This window comes from Rhodococcus sp. 06-1460-1B, assembly GCF_002258475.1.
In the GTDB taxonomy this organism is placed as follows: Bacteria; Actinomycetota; Actinomycetes; order Mycobacteriales; family Mycobacteriaceae; genus Rhodococcoides; species Rhodococcoides fascians.
Window position 1 is genome coordinate 125,807 of record NZ_NOYS01000026.1, and the last position, 13,400, is coordinate 139,206.

General features: G+C 64.7%; 13 protein-coding genes. 9 read left to right on the forward strand and 4 right to left on the reverse strand.

The window, feature by feature from the left end:
* The first annotated feature begins 294 nt into the window (after positions 1–294).
* Entirely contained in the window at positions 295–2,781 is a 2,487-nt protein-coding gene (locus CH268_RS15050; protein WP_094664888.1) for a putative bifunctional diguanylate cyclase/phosphodiesterase, read from the forward strand.
* A 3-nt stretch (positions 2,782–2,784) separates the two neighbouring features.
* On the opposite strand, the gene CH268_RS15055 is transcribed toward CH268_RS15050, so the two are convergent.
* A complete protein-coding gene (locus tag CH268_RS15055) occupies positions 2,785–4,032 on the reverse strand; it encodes an MFS transporter (protein WP_094664886.1) in 1,248 nt (415 codons plus the stop codon).
* Positions 4,033–4,144: 112 nt separating this feature from the next.
* On the opposite strand from CH268_RS15055, the gene CH268_RS15060 reads away from it, so the two are divergent.
* A complete protein-coding gene (locus CH268_RS15060; protein WP_094664884.1) occupies positions 4,145–5,029 on the forward strand; it encodes a LysR family transcriptional regulator in 885 nt (294 codons plus the stop codon).
* A 50-nt stretch (positions 5,030–5,079) separates the two neighbouring features.
* The gene (locus CH268_RS15065; protein WP_094664882.1) at positions 5,080–6,171 is read left to right on the forward strand and encodes a spore photoproduct lyase family protein; all 1,092 of its coding nucleotides are present in this window, start codon (positions 5,080–5,082) and stop codon (positions 6,169–6,171) included.
* Between the two features lie 4 nt (positions 6,172–6,175).
* Here CH268_RS15065 and CH268_RS15070 read toward each other — a convergent pair whose 3' ends face one another.
* Positions 6,176–6,544, reverse strand: a complete 369-nt coding sequence (locus tag CH268_RS15070) for a winged helix-turn-helix transcriptional regulator (protein ID WP_094664880.1) — start codon at positions 6,542–6,544, stop codon at positions 6,176–6,178.
* Between the two features lie 79 nt (positions 6,545–6,623).
* Here CH268_RS15070 and CH268_RS15075 point away from each other — a divergent pair, with 79 nt between their 5' ends.
* The 5 genes from CH268_RS15075 (at position 6,624) to CH268_RS15095 (ending at position 11,411) form a co-directional block, all read left to right on the forward strand.
* Positions 6,624–7,034 (forward strand): RidA family protein, encoded by a 411-nt coding sequence (locus CH268_RS15075; RefSeq protein ID WP_027494441.1) that lies wholly within the window; start codon positions 6,624–6,626, stop codon positions 7,032–7,034.
* A gap of 75 nt (positions 7,035–7,109) precedes the next feature.
* Entirely contained in the window at positions 7,110–7,667 is a 558-nt protein-coding gene (locus tag CH268_RS15080; protein ID WP_094664878.1) for a dihydrofolate reductase family protein, read from the forward strand.
* 39 nt (positions 7,668–7,706) lie between these two features.
* Positions 7,707–8,942 carry an AGE family epimerase/isomerase gene (locus CH268_RS15085; RefSeq protein WP_094664876.1) on the forward strand — a complete coding sequence of 412 codons (1,236 nt, stop codon included), beginning with the start codon at positions 7,707–7,709 and terminating at the stop codon, positions 8,940–8,942.
* Between the two features lie 49 nt (positions 8,943–8,991).
* Positions 8,992–10,317 (forward strand): hypothetical protein, encoded by a 1,326-nt coding sequence (locus CH268_RS15090; protein ID WP_094664927.1) that lies wholly within the window; start codon positions 8,992–8,994, stop codon positions 10,315–10,317.
* Positions 10,314–11,411, forward strand: a complete 1,098-nt coding sequence (locus CH268_RS15095; protein WP_094664925.1) for a hypothetical protein — start codon at positions 10,314–10,316, stop codon at positions 11,409–11,411. The genes CH268_RS15090 and CH268_RS15095 overlap by 4 nt, the downstream gene beginning before the upstream one ends.
* Positions 11,412–11,439: 28 nt before the next feature.
* On the opposite strand, the gene CH268_RS15100 is transcribed toward CH268_RS15095, so the two are convergent.
* Together CH268_RS15100 and CH268_RS15105 are read right to left on the reverse strand one after the other, a co-directional pair.
* On the reverse strand, positions 11,440–11,751 hold the full coding sequence (locus CH268_RS15100) for a hypothetical protein (RefSeq protein WP_141215151.1): 312 nt from the start codon (positions 11,749–11,751) through the stop codon (positions 11,440–11,442).
* A gap of 67 nt (positions 11,752–11,818) precedes the next feature.
* On the reverse strand, positions 11,819–12,352 hold the full coding sequence (locus CH268_RS15105) for a CGNR zinc finger domain-containing protein (protein ID WP_032384032.1): 534 nt from the start codon (positions 12,350–12,352) through the stop codon (positions 11,819–11,821).
* A 39-nt stretch (positions 12,353–12,391) separates the two neighbouring features.
* Here CH268_RS15105 and CH268_RS15110 point away from each other — a divergent pair, with 39 nt between their 5' ends.
* Positions 12,392–13,393, forward strand: coding sequence for an EamA family transporter (locus tag CH268_RS15110; RefSeq protein WP_094664872.1), 1,002 nt, complete (start codon positions 12,392–12,394; stop codon positions 13,391–13,393).
* Positions 13,394–13,400: the final 7 nt, after the last annotated feature.

Here is a 13,400-nt window from a genome sequence, read left to right on the forward strand (position 1 = left end):
TTACCCGACGCATCGCGTTCGTTCGGAGGCGGACCGAAGGTGCGGATTATCCGGCGAAACGCCCGATTCTCGGCTGCCCGAACGGCAGCAGTGTAAAAAGAACTGCGATAACCTTCGCGAAACACAATGTGCTGAAACGCTGGTCAATGCGGGTATCCGGTGGTGAAGTATCGAATTCCGGTCTCGGTCCGATCATTCTGTGCAACGCGCTACGAACCCGGGGGGTCGCATCGTGCTCGTCGTCGACTCGAACCGACTCGTGAGCCCGGTGTACCGAGCCGATGAGCGATCGCGGTGAGCGGGTGGCTCTGGGTGGTGATCCTCAACGGGATCACCGCTGCTGCGTACTCGGGGATCGTGCTGCTCATCGTCCGAGGGCTGTTGCGAACCGGGCAGTTTCGTAACAACCGGCTCGCGGTCGCCACCGCCGCGATCTTCACGACGTGTGCCGCCCACCACTTGATCCATGCGTGGCATCTGACGGCCGGGCTCGGCACTCACGCATCGCATCTCGGTACCGATTCCGGCATGGGAACCCTGGACGCGATGCGGGAGTCGATGGGCGGGACCGTCGATGTGATGGTGACGGCCTCGACGGCACTCGCCGGCGTCGTCTACCTGGGGATGCGCCGCTTCTACGGACCGTTGCTCCGCTCACCTGCGATGTTCGACGACGCGAGCGAGGCCCGGTATCGGCAGCTGGCGGCGAACCTGCCGCACACGTCGGTGCTCGTCGTCGATCGCGACCTGCGATTCATACTCGTCGAAGGTGCCGGACTGCTGGCGGAAGGATACGACCCGCGGCGGATGGAGGGGCAACTGCTGCAAGACACTGTGCCGCCGGAGGTCTATGCCCGGCTGAAGCCGTTCTACACAGCGGCCATCGATGGGGAGGAATCGTCCTTCGACTCCGTGGGTTCCCGGACGGGTGCGATCTTCGCCGTGAAGACCAGACCTCTGCGCGATGACACAGGTCGAATCGTCGGCGCGATGGTGCTGTCCGAGGACGTCACTGCCGAGCGTGAGGCGCGCGCCGAGCTCGAGCAGGCGCGCGCGTTCCGTGATGCGGTGCTGACGGCATCGCCGGACGTCACCATCGTCACCGATGTCGAGACCGGGACCGTGAAGTGGGCCTCGCGCAACGTCAGGTCGTTGTTGACCGGGCCGAACCAGGACGGCTTACCCGGCGACACCGCAGCCCCCGAGGACGGATTGGAGTCGGTGGTGTCCGAGGACATCGATGTCGTCCGGGCAGCGGACCGGGACGCTGCCTCCCTGCCGGATGGGGAGAGCGTCAGCATCCGGTACCGGGTGCGTGCGGCGGACGGCTCGCTGAGGTGGCTTTCGCGGCGCACGACCCCGTTCCGACATGGACCGGCGGGTTCAGCGGCGGAGGTGCTCTCGGTGGTGCGGGAGGTGACCGATGTCGTCGAAGCCGAGCGCGCTCTCGAGCGTGCAGCCCTGCAAGATCCGTTGACGGGCCTGCCCAACCGTATGAAGCTGCTGGAGCGAATCGGATCGGCGATCGAGCGGGGTGCGCGCACCGGCGCTGCCGCGGCGGTGCTGTTCTGCGATCTGGACGGGTTCAAACGAATCAACGACACCGGTGGCCATGCGGCCGGAGACGCCGTGCTGGTCGAGGTCGCTCGCCGCTTGCGCTCGGTGCTGCGAGCCGAGGACTCGATCGCCCGCGTCGGCGGCGACGAGTTCGTTCTGGTCCTCGATGCGTTGCCTGCGGAGAACGGGACAGGCAAGCCTGCGGGCGGCGCGCTTGCCGCACAGGTCGCCGAACGAATCCGGACGGTACTCGCAGCGCCCATCGCGTACGGAGGCCGTGAGTACGTGGTGTCGGCAAGCGTCGGGATGGTGTTGGTCCGCCGGGGCGTCAGTGCCCAGGAAGCGCTGCGCGATGCGGACTCCGCGATGTACCGGGCGAAGCAATTGGGCAAGGACCGAATCGAACTGTTCGACGACGCGCTGCGGGTGCACGCGATCGAGCGTGCGTACATCGAACAGACCCTGAGGGACGCGCTCGATCCTGATCGCGGCGGTTCCGCGACATTCGGTGTGGCCTACCAACCGGTCTACGATCTCGGCAGTCGGCGACTCGTCAGTTTCGAGGCGCTCGCTCGCCTGCGGGACAGCACGGGCACAGCGATTTCACCCGACAGATTCATCTCGGTGGCCGAGGACACGGGGCTCATTTCCGATCTGGGTGAGCGCGTGCTCGACGACGCTCTCGGCACCCTCGCGCGGTGGAAATCCGAGAACCCGCCTACCTCCGCGTCCGACGAGCCCGTCACGATGGCCGTGAATCTCAGTGCTCGACAGGCTCAACACGTCGACATTTGTGCGGCAGTGGAAACAGCCCTCGAGCGGCATCGAATGGCTCCGGGGGACCTCGTTCTCGAACTCACCGAGTCCGTGTTGCTCGATTCCGGCTCGTCGGTCCTGCGTCAGCTCGGCGAATTTCGCACGCTGGGTGTGGGAATCGCCATCGACGACTTCGGAACGGGCTTCGCGAGCCTGCGATACCTCGCTACGCTGCCGGTGAGCGCAGTGAAGATAGACCGGTCCTTCACCTCCAGCATGACCAGTGACGCGACGAGCAGCAGCATTGTCGGCGCAATCATAAACTTGGCCCGCGATCTGAAACTGGGCTGCGTGGTCGAGGGCATCGAAACTCTCGATCAACTCGAGGCGTTGCCCAATTCTGTTCAGGGACAGGGCTATCTGCTGGGCAGACCTGCCGAGATCGCGTCGGATACGTGGAACTCCTGAGCGTCACCGCGGTGTTGCCGAGGCCCGTCGAGCCAGGGTTGCCACTCCCAGTAGAAGTACCAGCACTAAGGCCGCAAGTCCGGTCATGGCTGCGGTTGCGGACATCGAGAGGGTGGCGATTCCGATTCCCACGGCCGGAATGCCCAGGCCGAGGTACGCGATCAGGAACAGTCCGGCCAAGGCCTCGCTTCGTTCGGCCGGTGCCGCCATCGCGGCAACGGCTCCCACTGCGGCCTTGAACAGAACGCCCGCCCCGATTCCGGCCACGACACCGCCTACCAGGAATGTCGGCAGGCTCAGGGTGTGCATTCCGACCACCAGCGCGATCAGACCGAGGGCCTCGGCCGAGATGCCGAGTGAGAGTTTCGCTGTACTCGACATGCGGCTGGTCATCGTCTGCGCGAGCGCTGCCGTGCCGAACACTGCGAACACGGTGGCACCGCTGAGGGCGCGGGACGGATGGTCGAGTGTGCCCGCGACGAATCCCGGTGCCACCGAGGTGAACACACCGAACACTGCGAACGACGCGAAACCGGCTGAGGCAGCGGCGAAGTACCCGGCGCGATCACCGTGATCGGCACTGATTCGCTGCGGGCGATAGGCGGGCCGCTCCGGCATTACGGCCACGGTCTCGGGTACCAGCGCGACACCGACGACAGCGACGACGATCAGTACCGCGAACACCAGATACGGGGTGTGCAGGGGAGCCGCGACGAACTGCGCCAGGAACCCGGCTACCAACGGCCCGACGCCGAGTCCGCCGATGTTCGCTGCGGTGGAGACCTTCTCGAATCGCTGGCCGGACGCGGTCGGCCGGTGCGTGGAATGCAGCTCGTGCAGGTAGGCCGTGGCGGTCGCGGTGAGTGCTCCGACGCCGAGTCCGGTGATGAGCCGTGCGACGAGCAGTAGAGGAAGTGCAGTGCCGCTGAGGAACATGACCGCAGCCACCAATTCGAGCAGCAACGCGGCGATCAAGACCTTCTTCCGGCCCACCCAGTCCGAGACATGTCCGGCCAGAACAAGACTGACGATCACGCCGACGGCGTAGGCCGCGAACACGATCGTGACCATGAACGTCGAGAAGCCGTCACGCACCTGATAGAGCGGGTACAGCGGGCTGGGCACGGTGGAGAACGCCATCGCGGTGAGGAATGCCGCCGCAACCACCCAGAAGCCGACGCCGTGTCGACGAGTCGAGGTCGGTGAGTGAGTCTGTGCCGGCGGAGCGGCGCGCAGGGTGTCGTGGGACATGTCGTTCTCCGATGTCGGTGTTGTTCGTTCGGATACGACTGTCCTCGGACTCGACGATCACGTCCAACGAAGAACAACGCTGACAACTATCTCGATATGCGATCATCGATGGATGGAGCTGCGCCACCTCGAATACTTCGTCGCGGTCAGTGAAGAACAGAACTTCACCCGTGCCGCTGCCCGTCTGCATATCGTTCAATCTGCGGTTTCGGCGGCGATCAAGTCCCTCGAACGAGAACTGGGTGCATCGCTGCTCGATCGCAATTCCAAGCGTGTGCGGCTGACCGAGGCCGGTCGGGCTCTGCTTCCCCGTGCTCGGGTGGTCCTCGATGCCGCTCGCGATGCCCGTGATGCGGTCGACGACGTTCGAGGCGGCCTACGCGGCACCGTCAGAATCGGCACGTTGACCTCGATCAAGCTGATCGACCTTCCCGGTCTGCTGGGCGAGTACCACCGCCGGTTTCCGCACGTCCAGCTCATCACCGGCGCAGCGCCGTCGGGCACCCAGGGGCTACTCGAATCGGTGGCGGACGGTCGACTGGACCTCGCGTTCGTCTCCGACTCCGGCCGACGGCCCGCCGGGATCGACGTGCGAGAACTCGCATCGTCGGTATTGGATCTGGTGCTCCCGTCGGACCACCCCCTGGCCGAACGAGAGTCCTTGACGCTGCACGACATTGCACCGTACGACTTCATCGATTCGCCCATCGGCTTCGGAAACCGCGCGGTGGCCGACCGCGCGTTCGCCGACGCGGGATTGCAGCGACGCGTGAGCATCGAAATCACCGATATCTCCACCGGCGTTGCCTACGTCCGCAACGGCCTCGGGATATCGCTGCTACCCCGGTTCGTCCTGACCGAGCGGAGCGGTGTGGTCGTCACCACGGTGTCGAAAGTGGATCTGACGTGGCCGCTCGCGGTTGCGACCTCGTCGACTCGCGCTCCGAGCGCGGCGGTACGTGCCCTGCTGGGCGTGCTCGACGAATTTCTCGCCTGAGCTGCGGTAACCGGGAAGCATTGCACGCTGCGACGCGTTGAACACGAGTAATGGATGATCTTCTGGTTGCCCCCACTCGACTCTGGACACCCTCGCGTGTCCTGGTCACCAAGTCTGCGTCCGAGCTACCGCACACCGCGGAAATTCTCCGTCGGTGCGAAGCAGCGGGCGTCGCCGACATCGACATTCTGTCCGGTGACCGCCTCACCGGACTGCGTGGTGAGTCCGAGCGCGAGACCTACGCACGAGCCAAGTCGACGATGGCCGTGGTGGTCGCCCCGCCGAGTGTGCTGAAACCGCAACCGATTCCGCCGAGCGCGGACTGGCGGATCGACCTGGCCAAGGGATGCCCGGCGCATTGCCAGTACTGCTATCTCGCCGGCTCGTTGTCCGGTCCGCCGATCACCAGGGTCTTCGCCAACCTCGACGACGTGCTGGCCGGTATCGGCACTCACGCAGGCCGCGGTTCCATCACCTCCGGCACCGATGAGCGTGGGCACGAAGGCACCACATTCGAATTATCTTGCTACACCGATCCTTTGGGGATCGAACACGTGACGGGCTCTCTTGCCGAGGCCGTTCGCAGAGTGGGCGCGGGCGTGTACGGGGACGACGTGTCGCTGCGTTTCACCACCAAGTTCGACGACGTCCGCGAGTTGGTGACGCTCGACCACGGCCGCCGAACGCGAGTTCGGCTGTCGGTCAACGCCGATGACATCGCTCACCGCTTCGAGGGCGGCACGGCACGTATGCCGGCTCGGATAGAAGCTCTGCGGCAGTTGGCACTGGCCGGTTACCGAGTGGGGCTGACGATCGCGCCGATCATGCCGATCCCGCATTGGCGCGAGCAGTACGGTCGATTGCTCGCGAATGTCTCCGACGCGTTGCGCGATGTGCCCGATCTCGATCTGACCGCCGAAATCATCACTCACCGCTTCACGCCGTCGAGCAAGGATGTGTTGTTGAGCTGGTATCCGGGAACGAAACTGGAGATGGACGAGGGCGCGCGCACAGCGAAGAGAAACAAGTTCGGCGGCGTGAAATACGTCTATCCGAAGGACACGATGGCCGAGATGCGCAGCTGGTTCGTCGACGAACTTCGCGACGTTCTGCCCGACGCGCAGCTGCTGTACTGGACGTGAACCGTCACAGGGCATCGAATCGGTCTCGCGCTCGGTCGATGTCGTCCATGTGCGTGGTTGCCCACGCCAGCAGGACGTCGACGGGAGTTCGGAGCGTTTTGCCCAGGGGAGTGATTCGATATTCCACCGCCACCGGGCGGGTGCTCAGAACCGTGCGTTCGATGATTCCGTTGCGTTCGAGCTTGCGCAGCGTTGCGGTGAGGGACTTCTGAGTCACCTCAGGAATCGCGCGGCGGAGATCGTTGAATCGGCAGGGGCGCTCGCACAATTCGTTGAGTACTTGCAGCGACCATTTGTCGAGCACCTGATCCAACAGTTCGCGGTGCGGGGCAGTGATCGTGAGTTCTGCGTTGCCGTCGGCGGTATCGGTCATGAAACCAGGTTCCCTTGAAGTGTCCTTTGTGTACCAGGTATCAACGTTATACCTGAATTTCTACGACGAAGGACCAACCATGAGCGTCACTCGATTCACCCCGCCCGGAATGATGCAACCCACCCCGTATCACCACGTGGCGGTGGGTCAGGGTTCTCGACACATCCACGTCAGCGGTCAGATCGCCCGGAACGAGGACGGGTCGGCCATCGATACCGACGACCTCGCCGGTCAGGTTGCGCAGGCGCTGCGCAATACCGCGATCGGATTGACCGGTGCAGGAGCAACATTCGAGGACGTACTGCGGCTGACGTTCTACGTCACGCACTGGGCTCCCGAGCTGATCGGTGAGTTCATGGACGGCGTCACGCGCGTCGCCGACGAGATCGGACTGCCGACTCCCATGCCGCCTGCGTCGTTGATCGGAGTGGATTACCTCTTCGAACCGGACGTGCGGGTCGAGGTGGAAGCAACCGCGATTCTGGACTGAATCCGCGGATAGGCCGGTGACTTCTCGGCGGTGCGGAGGTCGATACCGGCAAACCCACCCGACCTCTGGAGTGACATGGCGATTCTGACCTACAACCTGCATGTTTCCCTCGACGGCTACATCGAGGATCCCGACGGCAGCCTCGACTACTCGATGCCCGACGAGGAATCGCATCGGTTCTCGAATCGACAGACCGTGGAGACGAGCGTCTTTCTGTTCGGACGGCGGCTGTACGAGGCCATGGAGGACTACTGGACCGCCCCGGAACGGGCGGCCGGCGACCCCGTCGAAGCCGAATTCGCCGAGCTGTACAAGGCAACTCCCCGGGTGGTCTTCTCGGACACCCTCACTTCCGTGCCCGACGGTTGCCGGCTGGTCCGTAGTGCCGACGCCGTCGCGGAGGTGGAGCGACTCAAGCGCGAGACCGAGGGCACGTTGGCGGTCGCCGGGGCGAACCTGGCCGCGTCGTTGTTCGACCAGATCGACCAGTTCGAGCTGATTGTCGTCCCGACCGTCCTGGGTGGTGGGAAGCCGTACTTCCCTGTGGGGCACCGACTGAACCTGGTGCTGGAAGAGCAGAGGCACTTCCCCACGTCGGGCTGGATGTATCTGCGGTACAGGGTGGTTCGGTAAGCAGACCTGTCGTCCGGCCCGATCGCGCAGAATGGGCTCATGACATCCGGTGATCGTCGTCAGTGGTGGACCTTGCCCGCGCACCAGCGGTGGCTCGACACAGAATCGGCTCGGCTCCTCGGGTTCGGTAGCTCGCTCGAGCATCCTGCCGGGGGAGCGGCGTGGTTGAACGACCGCGGACATCCGGACCTGAGCCATCCGGCCCTGACCTACATCACTGCTCGGATGGCGCACGTGCATTTCCTGGCCTCGATGCAGGGGTATCCGGGGTCTCGTAGGAAAGCCGATCGAGTGTTCGAAGGTCTACTGACGACGTTGCGGGACAGCACGAACGGCGGGTGGTTCGAGTCCAGCGCCGACGCCTCGTCCCCCGACGCGACGAAGACGGCTTACACGCATGCCTTCGTGGTGTTGGCGGCAGCCGCAGCCGCAGCGGCGGGACACCCCAGTGGACGGGGGCTTCTCGACGAAGCCCTCGAGGTCGTGGATCGGCGATTCTGGGACGAGAACCACGGCATGTGCGCAGACACCTGGAATGCGAGCTGGACTGCGCTCGACGGTTATCGCGGTATCAACGCCAACATGCACATGGTCGAGGCACTGCTGGCGGCGGCCGATGCGGGTGCGCCCGAAATCTGGTGGAGCAGGGCAGTACGCATCTGCGACAACGTGATCGGCTGGTCGCAGGCGAACGAGCATCGGATACCCGAGCATTTCACTGCCGAATGGCAGCCGATGCTCGAGTACAACAGCGGCGACACCGCAAACCAGTTCAAGCCTTACGGGGCAACGGTGGGGCACGGTTTCGAGTGGGCTCGGCTGCTCGTGCAGGCGAATCTCGTGGCCGACAGCCCTCGTGGCCACGATTACGTTGCCGCCGCCGCGTCCCTGTATCACCGCGCGGCGCAGGACGGCTGGCAACCCGGTCCGTCGCCCGGCTTCGTCTACACCACCGACTGGACTGGGCGACCGGTAGTGACAGAGCGTCTGCACTGGGTGTTGTGCGAGGCGATCGCGGCCGCCGCGACACTGGGCCGTCGGACCGGAGAAGACCGCTACGACAACGACTATCGCACCTGGTGGGACATTGCCGCCGACTCCTTCATCGACCTCGTCGACGGCTCCTGGCATCACGAACTCGACGCGGACAACAGGCCCGCAGCCACGGTGTGGAGTGGAAAGCCGGACCTGTACCACGCTGTGCAGGCGACATGGATCAGCCGAGGTGTGAACAGCTCGAGTATGGTGGCGGCGGTGCTGGCGGACTCGCGATAGCCCTCGCGTTCCAGCGCGAAACCTTCCGGTGGGTCTGTACTGTTTCCTCGTGCCCGGAGGTAGAAGACACAACACCGTCATCGACGTATCCGTCATCGTCACGGTGGTCGCCCTCGGCGTCGTTGCGGCCGGCTTGCTTCGATCGCCGGAGTCCGTTGCGGTCGACGCCGATTCCTCGGTCGTGTTCGAGCCGGTTCAATACCCGGTGGACATTCCGGGTTGCGTGGAGGTCGAACCGCCCCCGTCCGATGAGGGCGAGGTGGTGATGAGAGCGACCCTCGGGGGAGAGACCCCGTCGTACGACAACCCCGCCTATCCGTGGCTCACCTCGGGCAAAGCCGGTGCGATGTCCGACGCAGTTCTCGCTGCGCTACCGGCCGATGTGACCGTCGCATTGGCCGCTCCATCCCAGTCACTGACCTTTCAACCGGTCGACGACCTTGGCGGTGCTGTGCCGGAGGGCTTTGAGCCCAGCACGACCGCGACGGGAACACTGGCCCGGGGCGATTCCTCGGCCTACGCAAGCGTCGACGTTCGGCCTTCCGAAACCGGTATCCCCGCATGCATCGCAGGCGCTCTTGATGCGCGAACCACCGAGTCCGACGGCACCGTCGTCGACACTGTCGACAGTTGGTACGAATTTGCCGGCGACAGAACGAATTTGCGCACTGCCACCGCTTATCACCCGGACGGGACGCAGGTGACCGCTAATCTCACTGCAGCCCGGTCGGACGAATTTCCGCTGGAATCATCGGAGTTGGCTCGGATCGCGACCGTGTCGGATCTGCGTGTCGCGGTTCCCGCGCCGGCGGGAAGCGCTGCGCCACGGCAGGATTGCTCCGTCTGGACGCAGGATTCCGGCTCTGCACAAGATATTCGCGCGGATCGTGTGGCCGCGGCAAACGACGCGTTGGCGACAGTGTGGCAAGCCATTCCCAACGCTCCCGCGTTGAATCGACCGATCGGGTCCCTCGTGCCCGGTTACTATGGCTCAGGGGTGTGCACCGATCTGGAGGTGGTCGGAACTCGGGTGGGACTGTTCGTTTCGGTATCCGGGGGTGCGGAACTGCCGGTGGCGACGGATCCCTACGATCCCGATAACGCGTACGGACCTGTCGTCGAGTTTCGCACGCTGCCAGACGGTTCGGCTGTCGAAAGCTACGACGCTGATATCGTCAACAGCACGACATCAGAGGACGGCACCACGCAGCTCACGCGTTCGGTGACGGTGACGCGGCCATCCGGAGTGCAGGTGTCGGTCCGCTCGACGGCGGCGTTCGAGCCGGGCTCGTATGCGCCGCTGGTGTTGCCGGACCCATTGCCCTTCGAGGTTCTCGATGCTGTGGCACAGGCCCCTATTGAGCAGTGGCCATGAGTAATTCGAGCTGGACCCCGAACATCGGAGCCGGCGTGGCGGTGGCGGTGGCGGTCGTGTCCGTCGTCGCTGCTGTTCTCGTGATGTCGATGCAGGACGATCCCGTCGAACAGCCGTCGGACAGTCTGGCGATGACACCGACGTTCTCGGAGGAGGCGACCACCACGCAGGCACCGCCCGGCCCGGTTTTGGATCCGAGCTGGCGGATCGACGCCGAGGCCGTTTATGGACGTAACTTCGCCGCATTCCGTTCTCCGGCTGCGAATCTGCAGTTCGATTCGAGCGTCACCGGGGTGATCGACGGAGACGATGTACTCGTCACGGCCGTCGGTTTGCCGAATCCGCGTTCCTACTCGGTGGATGCGATCGAGTTCGCGGCCTTCGACGCCGACGACGGCAGCGTCCGGTGGAAGAAGTCGCCCGGTGCAGTCGACGAATGCGCGAGCGTTCCCGTTCAGAGCGAGATCGTCTGTCTGGATTCGTATTCCGACGTCCCATCGATCGTGAGGATCGGAGTGGACGACGGGGAGGCACGGAGAACGCCGATGCCCGAAGCGTGGTTCGCGTACGCCGTCGAGAGCGATGGCTCGTCTGTCTTCGTGCTTGAGGGCAACCCGGAGGACGGTGAATCTGTGTTGCACGGGGGTTCCATCGATGCCCTCGACCGGATGTGGTCGCGTCCGATCACATCGTTTGCGGGCTGGGATGGCGTGGAGGGCCCGTTGATTCACGTGTCCGACGGTCGCGGTCTCGTCACCCTCGGCGGCGAGGCCACGTTCTTCGATCCACGAACCGGCACTCCGCTCGAGGGGCTCGAATTGTTGCCCGACGCAACCGCGGTCGCGGAGGACGGCGCGGAAGTGTGGAAGCTGCGGGAGCCGTATGCCACCGAGACTTCCGTCGGTGACACCGTCTATTCGTTCGAGGAGGACGCGCTCGTGGCCACCACGGCATCGAACGACGTGCGCTGGCGGTGGCCCTTACCCAGAAGGCCGGACGGTTTCACGGAATCGGGTTCGATCGCCCAGACGCGATCGGGTGTGTTCTTCCTCGGAACCGATTCGATGGTTCGTCTCGAATCGGTTCCGAGTTGACGCCGAGCAGCACTACCGTGCGGCAGTGCTATTCCCGGTGCGGAGTGCGCTCACCGGTGTTCGGGTCCACGTCGAACAGTTGATCGGTGTTGTCGGGGGAGTAGACGACGGTGTCGACTTCCCGCGCGCGTCGTCGGGCACCGTCGCGAACGGCGAAGAACGCGGCTGCGAACAGTACGACCACGGTGATGCCGGCGACGATCGCCCATCCCTCGAAGCCGCCCGCCAGAGCCGCGATCAGACCGCCCGCGGATGCGATTCCGGCGAAGATCAACATGACGGCCAGCATGTTCTCGACTGCACGTGCCCAGCTCGTTTTCGAAGGCCTTTTCTCGACCATGGGGATGTTCCTCTCGCTAAGTTCCGTCGCCGAATACCCGAAACCCGGTCGTCTAAGCCCTGCGGTGCTACTGGGCCTTGCGTGCGCGGTACGCGGCAACTGCCGCGCGGTTGCCGCAGGTGGTGCTGCAGAAGCGGCGAGAGCGGTTTCGGGAGAGGTCGAGAACCAGCCCGTTGCAGTCCGGATCGGCGCAGACGTCGAAACGGGAGAGCTCGTCGGCTCGGATGACGTCGATCATGGCCATCGCAGTCTCGACGACGATGCGGGTTGCCAGCGGACTGTCGTCGGCGACGGCATGGATGTGCCAGTCGAGAGTGTCGTGCCGGACCAATCGGGGCAGGGCCGAGGATTCGGCAAGCAAGCGGTTCACCTCGAGCACGGCGTCGTCTCGACTGCTGGTCAGCAGTGATCGCAGGGTCGGGCGCAGTGCCCGCACCGCTTCGAGCTCGGCGTCGTCGCCGTCGAACCGTCCGGAGTAGCCCTGGTCGGTGAAGAACTCGGCCAGCTCCTCGCGGGTGGTCAGCGTGTCCGGGTCTTCGGCGGAATTGACCAATGCCACGGCGGACAGAAGCGACAGTTCTGCGTCATGAGCAAAAAGCATGTTGACACCTTACCAACTCACTCCCTACTGTCACATGTCATGACGGCTTACACTCATGACGCGCAGGTGGATCGCGCAGCTGCATACGACGCTGCGGCACGGTCGCGTCGACTCTCGGGGCTCATGTTCGCGCTCCTCTCCGCGGCATCGTTCGGGCTCTCCGGCTCGTTGGCCAAAGGCCTGCTCGATGCCGGCTGGACCGCCGGTGCCGCCGTGACTGCGCGCATCCTGCTCGCGGCAGCGGTGTTGCTGATTCCGTCGATTCTCGCGCTGCGTGGACGCTGGGGCCTGTTGGCCAAGAATTGGAAGCTGCTCGTGGCCTACGGTGCCTTCGCGGTGGCCGGTTGTCAGCTCGCGTTCTTCAACGCCGTCGGCCGAATGGACGTGGGTGTCGCACTGCTCATCGAATTCACCTCGCCCGTAGCCGTCATCGGCTGGATGTGGTTTCGGCACCAGCAGCGTCCGGGTCGGCTGACGCTGGTCGGTGCGCTGTTGGCCGCAATGGGACTGGTGCTCGTGCTCGACCTGATCTCCGGCGCGGACGTCGACAGCGTCGGCGTGCTGTGGGCGCTCGGCGCGATGGCGGGGGCCGCCGTCTACTGGGTGCTCTCCGCCGACGAGAGCAACGGCTTGCCACCGATCGTGCTTGCCGGGGGCGGTCTGCTGGCGGGTGGACTCATTCTGCTCGCCGCCGGGCTGGTCGGCATCGTCCCGTTCGCGGCTCCCCTGACCGACGTCACGTTCGTCGATGCCGTTGTGCCGTGGTGGGTTCCGATCATCGGTCTCGGTGTGGTGACCGCCGCGTTGGCGTACGTACTCGGAATTGCGGCCGGCCGACGCCTCGGCTCGCGGCTGGCGTCGTTCATGGGTCTGATGGAAGTTGTTGCAGCGCTTGTGTTTGCGTGGCTGTTGCTCGGCCAGGCTCCGGGGCCGATCCAATTGGCCGGTGGCGCACTGATTCTGCTCGGTGTCGTCGTCGTCAAATCAGGTGAACGCGTCACCTCGGACGAACCGGTGGAGCCGCTGCAGAGCAGAGCATGACAATTGC

Excerpts from the sequence above, each read along its gene's own strand:
- CH268_RS15055 (WP_094664886.1), bottom strand. The coding sequence starts at position 4,032 with ATGTCCCACGACACCCTGCGCGCCGCTCCGCCGGCACAGACTCACTCA.
- CH268_RS15060 (WP_094664884.1), top strand. The coding sequence starts at position 4,145 with ATGGAGCTGCGCCACCTCGAATACTTCGTCGCGGTCAGTGAAGAACAG.
- CH268_RS15065 (WP_094664882.1), top strand. The coding sequence starts at position 5,080 with ATGGATGATCTTCTGGTTGCCCCCACTCGACTCTGGACACCCTCGCGT.
- CH268_RS15070 (WP_094664880.1), bottom strand. The coding sequence starts at position 6,544 with ATGACCGATACCGCCGACGGCAACGCAGAACTCACGATCACTGCCCCG.
- CH268_RS15075 (WP_027494441.1), top strand. The coding sequence starts at position 6,624 with ATGAGCGTCACTCGATTCACCCCGCCCGGAATGATGCAACCCACCCCG.
- CH268_RS15080 (WP_094664878.1), top strand. The coding sequence starts at position 7,110 with ATGGCGATTCTGACCTACAACCTGCATGTTTCCCTCGACGGCTACATC.
- CH268_RS15085 (WP_094664876.1), top strand. The coding sequence starts at position 7,707 with ATGACATCCGGTGATCGTCGTCAGTGGTGGACCTTGCCCGCGCACCAG.
- CH268_RS15095 (WP_094664925.1), top strand. The coding sequence starts at position 10,314 with ATGAGTAATTCGAGCTGGACCCCGAACATCGGAGCCGGCGTGGCGGTG.
- CH268_RS15100 (WP_141215151.1), bottom strand. The coding sequence starts at position 11,751 with ATGGTCGAGAAAAGGCCTTCGAAAACGAGCTGGGCACGTGCAGTCGAG.
- CH268_RS15105 (WP_032384032.1), bottom strand. The coding sequence starts at position 12,352 with ATGCTTTTTGCTCATGACGCAGAACTGTCGCTTCTGTCCGCCGTGGCA.
- CH268_RS15110 (WP_094664872.1), top strand. The coding sequence starts at position 12,392 with ATGACGGCTTACACTCATGACGCGCAGGTGGATCGCGCAGCTGCATAC.